This window comes from Pseudomonas sp. FBF18 (genome assembly GCF_024261405.1).
GTDB lineage: Bacteria > Pseudomonadota > Gammaproteobacteria > Pseudomonadales > Pseudomonadaceae > Aquipseudomonas > Aquipseudomonas palmensis.
The window spans coordinates 229,904-245,542 of sequence record NZ_QKRS01000001.1 but is presented as its reverse complement, the minus strand read 5'-3'; the positions used below and the strand labels follow the sequence as shown (position 1 = coordinate 245,542).

Genomic DNA, 15,639 nt, shown 5'->3' with positions numbered 1-15,639 from the left:
CTTGCGGCGTCGAAGATGAAACCGTTACGTAATCTCACAAATTTAATACGGTCGTTTGAATTATTCAGCCGTGGAAAACATCGGTTTTTTCTTGACCGTTCGCGTTATTTTTTCTGATTTTTGCCGATCTTTCTCGATTACCCTCCCCTCCTGCAGTGCCCTGCCCCCCCGCAAAAGCGCCCCGACCGGTCAGCACCTAGTGCATCGATTACCCAGGATTTCTGGCATAATCGCGCCCCCTTATGACCGGGTCAGAATTCCTTCATGATCGATTTATTCAGCGGACTTGATGCCTGGGTACTGGTGAGCCTGTTGCTCGCCTTGACCTTCGTGCTCGCCTTCGAGTTCATCAATGGCTTTCATGACACCGCCAATGCGGTAGCGACTGTCATCTATACCAAAGCCATGCCGCCGCACCTGGCCGTGTTCTTTTCCGGCGTGTTCAATTTCCTTGGCGTCCTGCTGGGCGGAGTCGGGGTGGCGTATGCCATCGTGCACCTGCTGCCGGTTGAGCTGCTGATCAATGTGAACACCGGGCATGGCCTGGCCATGGTCTTCTCGCTGCTGGCCGCGGCCATCGCGTGGAACCTGGGTACCTGGTACTTCGGCATCCCGGCGTCCAGCTCGCACACCCTGATCGGCTCGATCCTGGGCGTGGGCCTGGCCAACGCGCTGCTCAACGACATTCCACTGGGTGACGGGGTCAACTGGCAGAAGGCAATCGACATCGGCATGTCGCTGGTGCTCTCGCCCATGGCCGGCTTTGCCGTGGCCGCGCTGGTGCTGATCGGCCTGAAGTGGTGGCGTCCGCTGTCGAAGATGCACAAGACGCCTGAACAGCGCCGCAAGCTCGACGACAAGAAGCACCCGCCGTTCTGGAACCGCCTGGTACTGGTCATTTCGGCCATGGCCGTCAGCTTCGTGCACGGTTCCAACGATGGTCAGAAAGGTATCGGCCTGATCATGCTGGTGCTGATCGGCATCGTGCCGGCGCAGTTCGTGCTGGACCTGAACAGCACCACCTACCAGATCGAGCGTACCCGTGACGCGACCCTGCACCTGAGCCAGTTCTACCAGCGCAACAGCGAAACCCTGGGCGAATTCCTGGCACTGGGCAAGGCCAAGGCCGGTGACCTGCCGGAGCAGTTCAGCTGCAATCCGCAACAGACCGAGCCGACCATCACCGCGCTGCAGCAGTCGCTCAACGGCGTGGCGGACTACCATTCGCTGACTGCCGAGAAGCGCGTGGAAGTGCGGCGTTACCTGCTGTGCCTGGATGACACGGCGAAAAAGGTCAGCAAGTTGCCAGGCCTGGAAGCACGTGAAAAGGCCGACCTGGACAAACTGCGTCGTGACCTGACCGCGACCACCGAGTACGCGCCGTTCTGGGTGATCCTGGCGGTGGCCCTGGCCCTGGGCCTGGGGACCATGGTGGGCTGGAAGCGTGTGGTACTGACCATTGGCGAGAAGATCGGCAAGCAGGGCATGACCTATGCCCAGGGCATGTCGGCGCAGATCACCGCAGCCTGCGCGATTGGCGCGGCCAACATCTTCAGCCTGCCGGTGTCGACCACCCACGTGCTGTCGTCGGGTGTGGCCGGGACCATGGTGGCGAACAAGAGCGGCCTGCAAGGCGGCACCGTGCGCACCATTCTGCTGGCCTGGGTGCTGACCCTGCCGGCGACCATCGCCTTGTCGGCGGGGTTGTTCTGGTTGGCGTCCAAAGCCATCGGTTGAAATAACGCTGTACCGCAGAAGGGTCAGCCATTCAGTTGGCTGGCCCTTTTTTCATGGCCCTTCGCAAACGCACTGTCATTTATGTCAGTAGACGATGGGCCACCTGCAGCGCACCCTCCTTTTCATGCCGACAAGGAGAATGCACATGTCGAAGGACGGCCATATCCACGCTTGCGCTGGCGCCATGCACATCGCCCGGGCCCTGCACAGCGCCATGCGTTTGCCCAATGGCGATGTGCTGGTTGCCGGCGGCATCACCAATGGCGGGCTTGCCACCGACAGCGTGGAACGCTTCAGCTTTGACCAGCGCGAATGGAAGCAACAACCCCCCAAGCAGAAGGCGGCATTCTCGCAACTCACGGTCATTCTCGACGACGGGTCCTTTCTGCTGGTGGGCGGCTCGCAAACCGGGGAAGCCAGCGGCCACGTCGAGCGCTTCGAGCCCATCCGCTCATGCTGGACAACGCTGCGCAGCCTCCAGGTTGCCCGCTTCAGCCACACCGCTACGTCATTGTGGGGCGGCACGAACAAGGTGCTTGTCATCGGCGGCAACCACCTCAAGGGCGATACCGGTAAAGTGCTCGACATCGTCGAGCTGTACGACGTCGCCAGCGACGAGTGGCATCAGCTCGGTGAGCGCAGTCAGGCACGCATGACCCACAGCGCCACGTTGCTCGATTCCGGCAAGGTGCTGATTATCGGCGGCTATGCCCCCGACCAGGCACTGACCCACTGTGAACTCTTCGACCCGCAGACCGGGCGGTTCGAGCCGACCAGGCCATTGCCTGCCCCCCGCATGCAGCATACGGCCACGCTGCTGAACAATGGCCAGGTGATGGTGGCGGGCGGCACCTGCATGCCGTTTGGTGAAAGTGCACTGGAATCGTTTTTGTACGATCCGCTAACCAATACCTGGCGAAGTGGCCCGCCCATGCAGCGTGGACACCAGGGGCACACCGCCACGTTGCTGCCCGATGGTCGGCTGCTGGTGGCCGGCCATACCAGACTGCCCTACCGCCCCAGCACCGAGCTGTACGACCCACGCCAGGATGCATGGGTGCTGGGCAGCGAGCTGAACGAACCGCGTTTTTCCCACAGCGCCACGTTGCTGCCCGACGGTCAGGGCGTGCTGCTGTGCGCAGGCCAACTGCTCACACCCGACACGGCCTATACACGAAGCTGCGAGCACTGCTGCGGCCCCTTGGCACAACCTGCCGAGCCTGCGCAGGGCACCGGCTCGATGCCTTCGGGCCCGCTTGAGAACCTGCCGGCGAACCGGCAACTTCAGTGCCTCGACGCCTTGTCAGCGGCGCTTGCTGCCCCCCAGCAGTGAGCCCATCAAGCCCCGCACCAGTTGCCGTCCGAACTGATTGGCCGCCTGGCGCACCGCCGACTTGATCGCCTGCCCCGCCGCGCTCTGCAAGAACTCCCCGGCCTTGTCGGCCAGGCTTTCCTCGGCCGGCGCCTGCTGCGCCGATGGTACCTGCCCCTTGCGCTCCATCAATATCTCGTACGCCGACTCCCGATCGATCGGCTTGTCATAGCGCCCCTGCAACGGCGACGCCGCAATCAGCGCCGCCCGCTCGGCCTCGCTCAACGGCCCGATGCGCGATTGCGGCGGCGCGATCAGTACCCGCTCGACCATGCCCGGCGTGCCCTTGTCCTGCAGGGTGCCCACCAACGCCTCGCCAATGCCAAGCTCGGTCAGCACCGCCAGGGTGTCGAACGCCGGGTTCGGCCGAAACCCATCGGCCACCGCCCGCAGCGACTTCTGCTCCTTGGCCGTGAACGCACGCAAGCCATGCTGGATACGCAGGCCGAGCTGGGCGAGCACATCGTCCGGCAGGTCGCCCGGCGACTGAGTCACGAAATACACCCCCACCCCCTTGGAACGAATCAACCGCACCACCTGTTCCAGACGATCCTGCAAGGCCTTGGGCGTGCCGCTGAACAACAGGTGCGCCTCATCGAAAAACAGCGCCAGCAGAGGCTTGTCCGCATCGCCACGCTCGGGCAACTGCTCGAACAGCTCCGCCAGCAACCACAGCAGGAAGGTCGCATACACCTTCGGCGCCTCGTGCACCAGGCGGCTGGCATCGAGCAGGTGGATGCGCCCGCGCCCGTCGGCAGCAGGCTGCAGCAGGTCTGGCAACTGCAACGCCGGCTCACCGAACAGAGCCTCGGCCCCTTGCTGCTCCAGGGTCGCCAGGCGCCGCAACAGGGCCTGGCTGGAACCGCTGGTCATCAGCGCACTGTCTTCGCCGAGCACCTGCGGGTTGTCCTTGAGGTGGCCGAGCAGCGCCTTGAGGTCCTTGATGTCCAGCAGCAACAGGCCCTCGCGATCGGCCACCTTGAACGCCGCATACAGCGCCGCCTGCTGGCTGTCGTTGAGTTCGAGCAGGTTGCCCAGCAGCAACGGGCCCATTTCGCTCAAGGTCGTGCGCAACGGATGCCCGGACTTGCCGTGCACATCCCACAGGGTCACCGGATACGCCTGCGGCCGATGCTCGAGCCAGGGCATGCCGGCAATCCGCTCGGCCACCTTGCCCTGCGGGTTGCCCACCGCACCCAGGCCGCACAGGTCGCCTTTGACGTCGGCAGCGAACACCGCCACGCCGGCATCGCTGAAGGCCTCGGCCAGGTGCTGCAAGGTCACGGTCTTGCCGGTGCCGGTGGCCCCGGCAACCAGTCCGTGACGGTTGGCCAGACGCATGGCCTGGCACACCGGCTGCCCCGCCAGGTCCGCACCGAGAATGAACTGCGAAGAGTCAGGCATGTTTTTTCACCCTCTGTTCAAGCTTTAGTAGTACTCGGCCGATACCAAGTGTTGATGTTTCACCCAGAAAGTCAGGAAAAGCCCGACAAGGACATGGGAACTGCACTGCTTTCAAGATGCCTTTGTGCGAATGACCCGGATATAAAGACCTTAGCGGACCCAATACGCCATGAATAAAAGCTTCCGTTTCAGCCATAAGATCTTGCTGGCTGCTTCCCTGATCGTCCTTGTGGCCTTCACCCTCTTTACTCTCTACAACGATTACCTGCAGCGTAATGCGATTCACGAAGATCTGGAAAACTATGTCGGCGAAATGGGCGATGCCGCCTCGACCAACATCAAGAACCTCTTCGAAGGACGCCTGCTGCTGGTAGAGAACCTGGCACAGAACATCGCGGCAGCTCCCGGCAACCTCGATTCGCTGCTGGACCAGAAGGTGCTGGCGTCGAGCTTCATCACGGTGTACATGGGCAAGACCGACGGCGGCTTCACCGTGCGCCCGGTGATCCAGATGCCTGACGGCTACGATCCGCGCATCCGCGACTGGTACAAGGACAGCATGGCGGCCAACGGCCCGACCCTGACCGAACCCTACCTGGACATCAGTACCGGCAAGATGGTGATCGGCATGAACGCCACAGTGTCGCGCGAACTGGGCGTGGTCGGTGGCGACATGGAGCTGGACGCCCTGGTCAAGATCATCAACTCCCTGAATTTCGGCGGCATGGGCTACGCGTTCCTGGTGAACGACCAAGGCAAGATCCTGGTGCACCCGGACAAGGACCTGGTGATGAAGTCGCTGTCGGACCTGTACCCGAACAACACCCCGCGCCTGACCAAGGAACTGACCGAGGTCGAGAACAACGGCCAGACCCGTATCCTCAGTTTCGCACCGGTCAAAGGCCTGCCATCGGCCAACTGGCACATCGGTCTCTCGATCGATAAAGAAAAAGCCTACGCGATGCTGAGCAAGTTCCGCACCTCGGCGGTGATCGTCACCGTGATTGCGGTGGCCATCATCATCGCCCTGCTCGGCATGCTCATCCGCGTGCTGCTGCAACCGCTGCACATCATGACCCGCGCCATGGAAGACATCGCCCAGGGCGAAGGCGACCTGACCAAGCGGCTGAGCATCCACAGCAACGACGAGTTCGGCACCCTGGGCCGCGCCTTCAACCACTTCGTCGAGCGTATCCACAGCTCGATCCGCGAAGTGTCCTCGGCCACCCAGCAGGTCAACGAAGTGGCACTGCGCGTGGTCAGCGCCTCCAACTCCTCGATGGTCAACTCCGACGAGCAGGCCAACCGCACCAACAGCGTGGCCGCCGCGATCAACGAGCTGGGCGCCGCTGCCCAGGAAATCGCCCATAACGCCGCGCAAGCCTCGCAGCAGGCCAGCTCTGCACGCCACCTGGCCGAAGAGGGCCAGCAGGTGGTAGACCGCAGCATCCAGGCGATGAACCGTCTGTCGGACCTTATCTCCACCTCCAGCTCGCACATCGAGACGCTCAACAGCAAGACCGTGAACATCGGTCAGATCCTCGAAGTGATCACCAGCATCTCGCAACAGACCAACCTGCTGGCCCTCAACGCGGCCATCGAGGCGGCCCGTGCCGGTGAAGCCGGGCGCGGGTTTGCCGTGGTGGCCGATGAAGTGCGCAACCTGGCCCACCGTACCCAGGAGTCGGCACAACAGGTGCAGAGCATGATCGAAGAGCTGCAGGTCGGCGCCCGCGAGTCGGTCGACACCATGAGCCAGAGCCAGCGCCACAGCCAGGACAGCGTCTCGATCGCCAACCAGGCCGGCGAGCGCCTGGGCAGCGTGACCCTGCGTATCGGCGAGATCGACGGCATGAACCAGTCGGTGGCCACCGCCACCGAAGAGCAGACCTCGGTGGTCGAGTCGATCAACATGGACATCAACGAAATCAACATGCTCAACCAGGAAGGCGTGGAGAACCTGCAGGCCACCCTGCGTGCCTGTTCCGACCTGGAACAGCAGGCCGGCCGCCTCAAGCACCTGGTCGGTACCTTCCGCATCTGACCGCGCGCGCCCGGCGGCTTGCTCGCCGGGCGCGCAACATGATCGAACAAACTATCCTTCACTGAGGTCCACCCTAGGGCGCGTCATCCACCGCATATCCATGCGCGATGACAACCTGAAGACGGTCTCGGAGGGATGCTGATCGTGCACATCGCTGACATCACCATGTTCTACGCCCCCGCCAGTGGCGGTGTGCGTACCTATCTTGATGCCAAACACCGCCGCCTGGGCCTGAACCCCGGCGTTCGCCACAGCCTGCTGATCCCCGGCGCCAGCGCCAGCCATGCCAATGGCATCTATCAGGTGCCTGCCCCCGCCCTGCCCTTCGGCAACGGCTACCGCTTCCCGCTGCGTCTGGCGCCCTGGCGCAACGTGCTGCATGACCTGCAACCGGACCTGATCGAAGTGGGCGACCCCTACCTCACCGCCTGGGCCGCGCTCGATGCACGGCGCCAGCTCGATGTGCCGGTGATCGGGTTCTATCATTCCGACCTGCCGCTGCTGGTCGGCAATCGCATGGGCCACTGGTTCACGCCCAATGTCGAAGCCTATGTCAGCAAGCTGTACGGCAACTTCGACCGGGTGCTGGCGCCCAGCCAGGTGATGGCCGACAAGCTGCGCGGGCTGGGCATCGGCAATGTGCATGTACAGCGCCTCGGGGTGGACCTGCAGACCTTCCACCCCGATCATCGCGACCCCGGCCTGCGCGCCGAACTGGGGCTGGCCGACACCACGCGCCTGCTGGTGTTCGCCGGGCGCGGCTCCCGGGAGAAGAACCTGCCCGTGCTGCTGGACTGCATGAAACGCCTGGGCAAGCACTATCACCTGCTGCTGGTGGGTTCGCACATGCCCAGCAACGTGCCGGCCAACGTCACCATCATCAACCACTTCTGCCCGGCCACCCAGGTCGCCCGCCTGTTGGCCAGTGCCGATGCGCTGCTGCACGCCGGCGACCAGGAGACCTTCGGGCTGGTGATACTCGAAGCCATGGCCAGCGGCATTCCGGTGGTGGCGGTAGCGGCCGGAGCCTTTACCGAAATCGTCGAACCGGGCTACGGCCGGCTGTGCACGCCCAACGACGGCCAGGCGATGGCCGCCGCCGTGCGCGAGCTGTTCGAGGCCGGTGCACCGCAACTGGGGCAGCAGGCACGCCGGCATGCCGAACAGCACTACGCCTGGGACACGGTGGTCGGCGGCCTGCTCGAACACTATCGGGCCGTGCTGGGCCATCACGAGCAACCGGTGCGCGCCCATGCCTGAACAGCCTGACCTGCACAACCAGCACCCCAGCGTACTGCTGGTGCTGCACGACGTGGCCCCGGAAACCTGGCCCGACTACCAGCCCTTCGTCGAAGCCGTCGACGCCCTGGGCGACATCCCCATGACCCTGCTGGTGGTACCCGACTTCCACCGGCGCAACCCTGTGCAGCAGGCCCCGGCCTTTCGCCAGGCGCTGGAGCGGCGACTGAGCCGGGGCGACGAACTGGCCCTGCATGGCTACTACCATGCCGACGACGGTCCGCCGCCACGTTCGCCGCGCGAGTACTTCATGCGCCGCATCTATACCTGGGAGGGTGAGTTCTACGCCCTGGGCCAGGCCCAGGCGCTGCATCGCCTGAATGCCGGGATCGAGCTGTTCCAGGCCTGCGATTGGCCGCTGACCGGCTTCGTTGCCCCGGCCTGGCTGATGAGCGAAGGCACTCGCCAGGCCCTGCGCGAAACCCCGCTGCACTACACCAGCGACCCGCAGCACCTGTTCCGCCTGCCCGACTTCAGCCGCATCAACGCCCCGGGGCTGGTGTGGAGCGCCCGCAGTGCCTGGCGCCGCGGGCTGTCGAAAGTGCTCAGCGAGGCGCGCCGGGCACGCCTGCAGCAGGCGGCCACGATCCGCCTCGGGCTGCACCCGGTGGACATGCGCCATGCCTATTCGCGCCGCTACTGGCTCGACACCCTGCAGCAACTGCTGCAGCAGGGCCGTACCCCCATGACCAAGATGGCCTGGCTGGCCAGCAGGCCCGGCGCATGACTCGCCTGGGCTGGCTCACGCTGGCCCTGCTGCTGGCGCTGCTGGTACCGACGCTGCTGGGCGGCAGCGACCTGCTGCCGCGCCTGCAGCGGTTCCCGCTGGCGCTGCTGATGGGGTTGTTCGGCATGATCGTGCTGTGCTGGTGCATCAACGCCCTGCGCCTGCGTCTGCTGCTCGGCACCCAGAGGGCGGCGCTGGGGCGGGTGCGCAGCCTGGGGGTGATCATGGCCACCGAGTTCGCCATCTGCTCCACCCCCGGCGGCAGCGGCGGGCCACTGGCGCTGGTGGCCCTGCTGGCCAGGCACCGGGTGCGCCCGGCCCAGAGCAGCGCGGTGTTCGCCATGGACCAGCTCAATGACCTGGTGTTCTTCCTGTGCGCGATGTTCGGGATTGTCATCTACATGCTGTTCCACCGCTTCAGCGCAAGCATGCAGGGCATGCTGCTGGCCAGTGCGCTGATGATGTTCGCCGCCCTGCTGGCGGGGCTGGCGATACTGCGCTGGCGCCGCGGGTTGATGCGTGCGATGGGCCGGCTGCTGCGGCGGTTGAAGGTACGTGACGCCACGTGCCGACGCTGGGCGCGCAAGGTGCTGCACTTCTTTCGCGCGTTTGCCGCCACCTGGCGCCTGCCCAAGCGGGTACTGGCGCTGGTGTTCGGGCTCACCTGCCTGCACTGGGCGCTGCGCTACAGCGTGCTGTACCTGGTGTTGCGCGGGCTGGGGGCAGACCTGCAGTGGGTGTCGAGCTTTCTGGTGCAGATGCTCGCCCTGAGTGCCGGCCAGTTCAGCCTGTTGCCCGGCGGGGCTGGCGCAGCGGAGTTGACCTCGGCGACGCTGCTGACGCCCATGGTGGGCAAGTCGACCGCGGCAGCGGCGATTCTGATATGGCGGGTGGTGACGTACTACTTCTATCTGGTGGTGGGCGGCCCGGTGTTCGTCTGCCTGCTGGGCAAGCCGCTGCTGGAGCGGTTGCGCCTGGCACGGCGGTAGACACGCGTTGCGCCCTTCGCCAGCAACGCTGGCGAAGGGCCGGTGCGGTCCTAGAACACCACCGTCTTGTTGCCGTGCACCAGCACGCGGTCTTCCAGGTGATAGCGCAGGCCGCGGGCCAGCACCATCTTCTCGACGTCGCGACCGAAACGCACCATGTCCTCGATGCTGTCGCTGTGGCTCACACGCACCACGTCCTGCTCGATGATCGGGCCGGCATCCAGCTCTTCGGTCACGTAGTGGCAGGTGGCGCCGATCAGCTTCACGCCACGCATCGACGCCTGGTGATACGGCTTGGCCCCCACGAACGACGGCAGGAAGCTGTGGTGAATGTTGATCACCTGCTGGGCGTATTCCTGGCACAGCTGTGGCGGCAGGATCTGCATGTAACGCGCCAGCACCACCACGTCGGCGGCATGCTCCTTGACCAGGCGCGACACCTCGGCAAATGCCGGCTGCTTGTTCTGCGGGTCGACCGGTACGTGGTAGAACGGAATGCCGTGCCACTCGACCATGCTACGCAGGTCGTTGTGGTTGGAGATCACGCACGGGATATCGCAGTCCAGCTCGTTGCTGTGCCAGCGGTGCAGCAGGTCGGCCAGGCAATGGGACTCGCGGCTGGCCATCAGCACCACGCGTTTCTTCTGGTCGGTGTCGGTAATGCGCCACACCATCGAAAACTCTTCGGCAATCGGCGCGAACGCTTCGCGCAGCGCCTCGATGCCGAAAGGCAGGGTATCGGCACGGATTTCGTGACGCATGAAGAACCAGCCGCTCAGGTCATCGGAATGATGGCTCGCTTCGGTGATCCAGCCGTTATGGGACGCCAGAAAATTACTGACTTTGGCGACGATGCCGACACGGTCGGGGCAAGCGATCACCAGCCGATAGGTGCGCATGAGAGGGGCTCCAGAGTTCGCAAAGGCGCGTATTCTAACGACTGCCCGGAAAAACTGCAGTAGTGATTGCATACCGTGTATCACAACCTCACACCGCAGCCAGCCTGGGCTTGCACCTCGTCAAGGGCACATTAAAGTTATTTAACAATTGAAGCGGATAATTGGGAGTATCTCGTCACAATACCCTTTCAATTATGAAGGTATTCCGCAATGACGGCGGTTTAATGTTTACTTGTATTAAGTGTCTGACTATTATTGCTGCACCGCTGTCCTGCGTCCCTTCCCTCCAAGGAATACCTCATGTCCCTGATCAACGAATACCGCGCTACCGAAGAAGCCATCAAAGAACTGCAAGCCCGCCTGAAGAACCTGTCCGAAGACAACAAGCTGAAAACCGAGCTGGAGTTTGAAGCCAAACTGCGCGAGCTGATGGGCGAGTACTCCAAGTCGCTGCGCGACATTATTGCTCTGCTGGACCCTGAGGCCAAACTGAACAAGGCCCCTCGCGGCCCGGTTAAAACCACCGGCACCAAGCGTGCACGCAAGGTCAAGCAATACAAGAACCCGCACAATGGCGAAGTCATCGAAACCAAAGGTGGCAACCACAAGACACTCAAAGAGTGGAAAGCCAAGTGGGGTGGTGACGTAGTAGAAGGCTGGGCGACCCTGCTCGGTTAATCGCTGGACACTGTAACCCGGTTACAGGTCAGCCCAAAACGCCAGCATGCTGGCGTTTTTTATTGCCTGCAATTACTGCAGGGCAAACCGTTCGCGCAAGTTCATGGCATGGGCTCGCCATTGCGCCAGCAACTCGCGCTGCGTGGCATCGGCATCCAGCCAGGCGCTCTGCAATGCCTGCTCGAAGCCTTCAAGGGTATTCGGAGCGCCCATTGCCGGGTCGCTCAGGCGCTGCTGGCAGAACCCGAGCCAACGCTGGCGCTCCTGCGCATCCAAGGTCTGCGGAAAATTGCGCGCACGGTAGCGAAACAGCAACTCCGGCAATCGTGCATCGTCGAACATCCACTGACCCGTGGCTAATTGCTCGGGCTCCACGGTTCTTACTTGTTCACACAGGCGTCGGTCGCGATCACCGATAAACCCGTCATACAGCTGTTGCTCGGGGTCTTCGCTCGGGGCGAATTCCTGACTGTCATAAATAGCGCTCAACTTGTTCTGCCACACGGCCTGGGCGGCACTCAACTGCTCGGCACGCTGTTGATACAACGTCATATCCAGGCCAAGGCGTTGCTGATCTTCACCGCGCAATACACTCAAGGGCGCGACCACCGGGCAGCGATTGATCTGAATTAATTTCAACGGTACCGGCAATTGTCCCTCGGACATTTCCTCGCGTCGGGTGTACAGACGCTGACGCAACACTTCGGCATCTTCCGTCAGCAATGGGGCGATATCCTGATGCAAGTCGCACACAATCAGCGCATTGCGATTGCGTGGATGCCAGGCCAGGGGCAGCACCACGCCAAGATAATTACGTGCCGCAGAAAAGCGTCCGGAAATATGCACAAGCGGTTGCAACAAACGCACTTGATCGAGGACTTTCTGCTTGCTGCGCAACTGGAACAACCATGCATACAGCCTGGGTTGCTTCTCGCGGATCAAGCGTGCCATTGCCAACGTGGCACGCACATCCGCAAGCGCCTCGTGCGCCTGCCCGTGATCGATGCCATTGGCCGCCGTCAGCAACTCCAGCTTCAGGCTCACCTGGCCGTCGCGCTGCGGCCACTGGATGCCATCGGGGCGCAGGGCGTAGGCAGTGCGCACCACATCGATAAGGTCCCAGCGGCTGTTGCCGCCCTGCCACTCGCGGGCATAGGGGTCGAAAAAGTTGCGATACAGGCTGTAACGCGTCACTTCGTCGTCGAAACGCAGCGAGTTGTAGCCGGCCCCGCAGGTACCCGGGCGCGCCAGCTCGGCGTGCACCCGGGTCATGAACTCGGCTTCGCATAAACCCTGGGTGGCCAACTGCGCCGGGGTAATGCCGGTTATCAGGCACGCCGCAGGGTGCGGCAGAATATCGTCGGCGGGTTGGCAGAAGAGGTTGACCGGCGGCTCGATCTCGTTGAGGTCCAGATCGGTGCGCACCCCTGCCACCTGCAGGGGCCGGTCGCTGCGCGGGTTGATACCGGTGGTTTCATAGTCGTGCCAGAAAATGCTGGAGCTCACGGCGTCGTCCTGAACAGAAAATCTGCCGGGAGTCTACCTCAGGCCGACGCACTCAACGGGTGGAAGCTGAAATAGTTGCGCAGCGACGACACCAGCTCGTCGTATTCGCGAGGAGCCTGCAGCAGCATGAAGCCGGAATCGTAGTGCCCCGGGTTCTCGTCTTCGTGGCACCACAGGCAGCTGGCGGTGAGGTTGATCACGTGCAGCGCACCGGCGCGCCCGGGCACCTTGAGCTGCAGTTCGAAATCGGGGCCCACCAGCAGTGGCAGGTCGCTGATCAGCATCAGGCCGTCTTCGGACACATTGCCCAGATAACCGATGGGCAACCCGGTAAACCGGTTGAAGACCTTGAGGTAATACGGGAGCAGGTGACGCTCGATTCGACGTTCGGTAAACATGATAGGAGTCGCTGTCGAAGACCCTTGAGCAGGGTCGCGCTGGATCGTTCTGGTGTACCGCATGTACCTCACAAGCCTAGCGCAACCTGACTGCCCCGTCACATTCGGACCCGCGCACTTTAGTATTAACGTCAGTATCGACGTCGTTGCGCGGCCATCAACGCCAGGGGGTGCTGCTGGCCGGACGGGCGATGGCCGGCTCGCCATTGGGGCGATAGTGGCCAAGCTGCTCGAGGGTCTGCAGGCGGGCGCGGGCACGGTAGGCGTACTCGTTGCGCGGGTACTGGGTGATGATGTACTGGTAGGTCTGCGCCGCATCCACATAGAGCTTCTGGCGCTCCAGGCACTGACCGCGCAGCATCGACGCCTCGGGGTGGATGAACGGGCGCGCACGGCTGGTGCGGTCGACCTGCGACAGCTCGAGCATGACCTGCTCGCAGTTGCCGCGATCATAGGCGCGGTAGGCATTGTTCAGGTGATGGTCCATCGACCAGCGGGTGCAACCGACGACACTGGTCGCCAGGGCTAATACGATCAAGGCTCGCATGGGGGGTCTCCTCTACTGAGCAGTGTATCGGCGCTTTCCTTGAAAGCTATAGGAGGAACAGCGGCAAGCGGACTGCATTGCGCTTGCCGCTTGCCACTCGTTCAAGCGCCCCTCCTCCTCCCACCAAGGTAGTGCAAAGGAACAATGACTACAGCGATTTTCCGGAGTAGCCTTTCGCTGCGCTTCACTACAGGAGTCTGTGCATGACCATCCGCCGCACCAAAATTGTCGCCACCCTTGGCCCCGCCAGCAACTCGCCGGAAGTTATCGAGCAACTGATCCTTGCGGGTCTGGACGTCGCTCGCTTGAACTTCTCGCACGGCACCCCGGACGAGCACAAGGCTCGCGCCCGCATGATCCGTGACATCGCTGCCAAGCATGGCCGCCACGTCGCGCTGCTGGGCGACCTGCAAGGGCCGAAGATCCGCATTGCCAAGTTTGCCAACAAGCGAATCGAACTCAAGGTCGGCGACCGCTTCACCTTCTCCACGGCTCACCCGCTCACCGAAGGCACCCAGGATATCGTCGGCATCGACTACCCGGACCTGGTCAAGGACTGCGGCGTGGGTGACGAACTGCTGCTCGACGACGGCCGCGTGGTCATGCGCGTCGAAACCGCCAGCGCCGACGCCCTGCACTGCGTGGTGCTGATCGGCGGCCCGCTGTCGGACCACAAGGGCATCAACCGTCGCGGCGGCGGCCTGACCGCCCCGGCCCTGACCGAGAAAGACAAGGCCGACATCAAGCTGGCGGCCGAGATGGACCTGGACTACCTGGCCGTGTCGTTCCCGCGTGATGCCAGCGACATGGAATACGCCCGCCGCCTGCGTGACGAGTCCGGTGGTACGGCCTGGCTGGTGGCCAAGATCGAACGTGCCGAAGCCGTGGCCGACGACGAGACCCTCGACGGCCTGATTCGCGCCAGTGATGCAGTGATGGTGGCCCGTGGTGACCTGGGTGTGGAAATCGGCGACGCCGAGCTGGTGGGCATCCAGAAGAAGATCATTCTGCATGCACGCCGCCACAACAAGGCGGTGATCACCGCGACCCAGATGATGGAGTCGATGATCCAGAACCCGATGCCGACCCGTGCCGAAGTGTCCGACGTGGCCAACGCCGTGCTCGACTACACCGACGCGGTAATGCTGTCGGCCGAGAGTGCTGCCGGTGCCTACCCGCTCGAGGCGGTACAGGCCATGGCGCGGATCTGCCTGGGCGCCGAGAAGCACCCTACCAGCAAGACCTCCAGCCACCGCATGGGCACGCAGTTCAGCCGTTGCGACGAGAGCATCGCGCTGGCGGCCATGTACACCGCCAACCACTTCCCGGGTGTGAAGGCGATCATTGCCTTGACCGAGAGTGGCTACACCCCGCTGATCATGTCGCGTATTCGTTCGTCGATCCCGATCTTCGCCTTCTCGCCGCACCGCGAAACCCAGGCGCGGGTTGCGATGTTCCGTGGCGTGTACACCGTACCGTTCGACCCTGCGGCGCTGGCGCCGGAGCAAGTCAGCCAGGCGGCGGTGGACGAGCTGCTCAAGCGTGGCGTGGTCGAGCAAGGTGACTGGGTCATCCTGACCAAGGGTGACAGCTACCACACCATCGGTGGCACCAATGGCATGAAGATTCTGCATGTCGGTGATCCGTTGGTCTGAAGCTGACCGGTTGTCACTAGAGCCCCGCCTTGATGGCGGGGCTTTTTTATGGGTGCGATACGCCAGTGCCGGTGATCTTGAGCTGGCTTTGATCTGCCGGCCCTTCAGAAGGCCGAGTGGAGTCGCCATCCAGGCTGGATAATCTCTCAACTCTGGATCAGTGGTTCCAATGACAGCGAGCATATCCAACATGAATACAGACGCCGAGGGCCCCTTCCGCTCTTACAGCGGCTTACTTTTTTCTTGGAAAAAGTAAGCAAAACCGCTCCGTCCATCATCAGGCCCTACGCTTCGCTACGGGTCCCCTCCCTCCGGCGCCGCTCCGGGGGCACGCGACCCGAGTTGCAAGCAACTCTAACAGTCGCTCGCTTCGGCTAACGCCGA

At 63.1% G+C, this 15,639-nt stretch carries 13 protein-coding genes; 8 read left to right on the top strand and 5 right to left on the bottom strand.

Annotation, left to right across the window (positions count from 1 at the left end; genetic code table 11):
* Nucleotides 1-264: 264 nt before the first annotated feature.
* Both DN387_RS01215 and DN387_RS01210 read left to right on the top strand, forming a co-directional pair.
* The gene (locus tag DN387_RS01215; protein WP_043862134.1) at nucleotides 265-1,737 is read left to right on the top strand and encodes an inorganic phosphate transporter; all 1,473 of its coding nucleotides are present in this window, start codon (nucleotides 265-267) and stop codon (nucleotides 1,735-1,737) included.
* Between the two features lie 94 nt (nucleotides 1,738-1,831).
* Nucleotides 1,832-3,070 (top strand): kelch repeat-containing protein, encoded by a 1,239-nt coding sequence (locus tag DN387_RS01210; RefSeq protein ID WP_082405712.1) that lies wholly within the window; start codon nucleotides 1,832-1,834, stop codon nucleotides 3,068-3,070.
* On the opposite strand, the gene DN387_RS01205 is transcribed toward DN387_RS01210, so the two are convergent.
* Entirely contained in the window at nucleotides 3,041-4,513 is a 1,473-nt protein-coding gene (locus DN387_RS01205; RefSeq protein WP_054914808.1) for a helicase HerA-like domain-containing protein, read from the bottom strand. The genes DN387_RS01210 and DN387_RS01205 overlap by 30 nt on opposite strands.
* A gap of 169 nt (nucleotides 4,514-4,682) precedes the next feature.
* Between DN387_RS01205 and DN387_RS01200 the strand changes: the two genes are divergently transcribed.
* The 4 genes from DN387_RS01200 to DN387_RS01185 all read left to right on the top strand — a co-directional run bounded on the left by DN387_RS01200 (nucleotide 4,683) and on the right by DN387_RS01185 (nucleotide 9,572).
* Entirely contained in the window at nucleotides 4,683-6,557 is a 1,875-nt protein-coding gene (locus DN387_RS01200; RefSeq protein ID WP_043862131.1) for a methyl-accepting chemotaxis protein, read from the top strand.
* A gap of 135 nt (nucleotides 6,558-6,692) precedes the next feature.
* Nucleotides 6,693-7,817, top strand: a complete 1,125-nt coding sequence (locus tag DN387_RS01195) for a glycosyltransferase family 1 protein (protein ID WP_054914809.1) — start codon at nucleotides 6,693-6,695, stop codon at nucleotides 7,815-7,817.
* Nucleotides 7,810-8,583 (top strand): DUF2334 domain-containing protein, encoded by a 774-nt coding sequence (locus DN387_RS01190; protein ID WP_054914810.1) that lies wholly within the window; start codon nucleotides 7,810-7,812, stop codon nucleotides 8,581-8,583. Before DN387_RS01195 ends, DN387_RS01190 begins: the two co-directional genes overlap by 8 nt.
* Nucleotides 8,580-9,572: a lysylphosphatidylglycerol synthase transmembrane domain-containing protein gene (locus tag DN387_RS01185; RefSeq protein ID WP_254505997.1), complete on the top strand. Its 993-nt coding sequence runs from the start codon at nucleotides 8,580-8,582 to the stop codon at nucleotides 9,570-9,572. Before DN387_RS01190 ends, DN387_RS01185 begins: the two co-directional genes overlap by 4 nt.
* A 50-nt stretch (nucleotides 9,573-9,622) precedes the next feature.
* On the opposite strand, the gene purU is transcribed toward DN387_RS01185, so the two are convergent.
* Nucleotides 9,623-10,471 (bottom strand): formyltetrahydrofolate deformylase, encoded by an 849-nt coding sequence (purU, locus tag DN387_RS01180; protein ID WP_043862127.1) that lies wholly within the window; start codon nucleotides 10,469-10,471, stop codon nucleotides 9,623-9,625.
* 300 nt (nucleotides 10,472-10,771) lie between these two features.
* Here purU and mvaT point away from each other — a divergent pair, with 300 nt between their 5' ends.
* On the top strand, nucleotides 10,772-11,149 hold the full coding sequence (mvaT, locus tag DN387_RS01175) for a histone-like nucleoid-structuring protein MvaT (RefSeq protein WP_043862126.1): 378 nt from the start codon (nucleotides 10,772-10,774) through the stop codon (nucleotides 11,147-11,149).
* 72 nt (nucleotides 11,150-11,221) lie between these two features.
* On the opposite strand, the gene sbcB is transcribed toward mvaT, so the two are convergent.
* The 3 genes from sbcB to DN387_RS01160 form a co-directional block, all read right to left on the bottom strand.
* Nucleotides 11,222-12,655: an exodeoxyribonuclease I gene (gene sbcB, locus DN387_RS01170; protein WP_043862125.1), complete on the bottom strand. Its 1,434-nt coding sequence runs from the start codon at nucleotides 12,653-12,655 to the stop codon at nucleotides 11,222-11,224.
* Nucleotides 12,656-12,693: 38 nt separating this feature from the next.
* Nucleotides 12,694-13,053, bottom strand: coding sequence for a PilZ domain-containing protein (locus tag DN387_RS01165; RefSeq protein WP_043862124.1), 360 nt, complete (start codon nucleotides 13,051-13,053; stop codon nucleotides 12,694-12,696).
* 157 nt (nucleotides 13,054-13,210) lie between these two features.
* The gene (locus tag DN387_RS01160; RefSeq protein WP_043862123.1) at nucleotides 13,211-13,600 is read right to left on the bottom strand and encodes a tol-pal system YbgF family protein; all 390 of its coding nucleotides are present in this window, start codon (nucleotides 13,598-13,600) and stop codon (nucleotides 13,211-13,213) included.
* A 203-nt stretch (nucleotides 13,601-13,803) separates the two neighbouring features.
* On the opposite strand from DN387_RS01160, the gene pyk reads away from it, so the two are divergent.
* Complete coding sequence (gene pyk / locus DN387_RS01155) at nucleotides 13,804-15,255, top strand: pyruvate kinase (protein ID WP_043862122.1); 1,452 nt, start codon at nucleotides 13,804-13,806, stop codon at nucleotides 15,253-15,255.
* Nucleotides 15,256-15,639: the final 384 nt, after the last annotated feature.

What these genes read in the sequence shown, in the direction of transcription:
- DN387_RS01215 (WP_043862134.1), top strand. Translation starts at nt 265, where the DNA reads ATGATCGATTTATTCAGCGGACTTGATGCCTGGGTACTGGTGAGCCTG.
- pyk (WP_043862122.1), top strand. Translation starts at nt 13,804, where the DNA reads ATGACCATCCGCCGCACCAAAATTGTCGCCACCCTTGGCCCCGCCAGC.
- DN387_RS01185 (WP_254505997.1), top strand. Translation starts at nt 8,580, where the DNA reads ATGACTCGCCTGGGCTGGCTCACGCTGGCCCTGCTGCTGGCGCTGCTG.
- DN387_RS01190 (WP_054914810.1), top strand. Translation starts at nt 7,810, where the DNA reads ATGCCTGAACAGCCTGACCTGCACAACCAGCACCCCAGCGTACTGCTG.
- DN387_RS01165 (WP_043862124.1), bottom strand. Translation starts at nt 13,053, where the DNA reads ATGTTTACCGAACGTCGAATCGAGCGTCACCTGCTCCCGTATTACCTC.
- purU (WP_043862127.1), bottom strand. Translation starts at nt 10,471, where the DNA reads ATGCGCACCTATCGGCTGGTGATCGCTTGCCCCGACCGTGTCGGCATC.
- DN387_RS01200 (WP_043862131.1), top strand. Translation starts at nt 4,683, where the DNA reads ATGAATAAAAGCTTCCGTTTCAGCCATAAGATCTTGCTGGCTGCTTCC.
- mvaT (WP_043862126.1), top strand. Translation starts at nt 10,772, where the DNA reads ATGTCCCTGATCAACGAATACCGCGCTACCGAAGAAGCCATCAAAGAA.
- DN387_RS01195 (WP_054914809.1), top strand. Translation starts at nt 6,693, where the DNA reads ATGCTGATCGTGCACATCGCTGACATCACCATGTTCTACGCCCCCGCC.
- DN387_RS01205 (WP_054914808.1), bottom strand. Translation starts at nt 4,513, where the DNA reads ATGCCTGACTCTTCGCAGTTCATTCTCGGTGCGGACCTGGCGGGGCAG.
- DN387_RS01160 (WP_043862123.1), bottom strand. Translation starts at nt 13,600, where the DNA reads ATGCGAGCCTTGATCGTATTAGCCCTGGCGACCAGTGTCGTCGGTTGC.
- DN387_RS01210 (WP_082405712.1), top strand. Translation starts at nt 1,832, where the DNA reads ATGGGCCACCTGCAGCGCACCCTCCTTTTCATGCCGACAAGGAGAATG.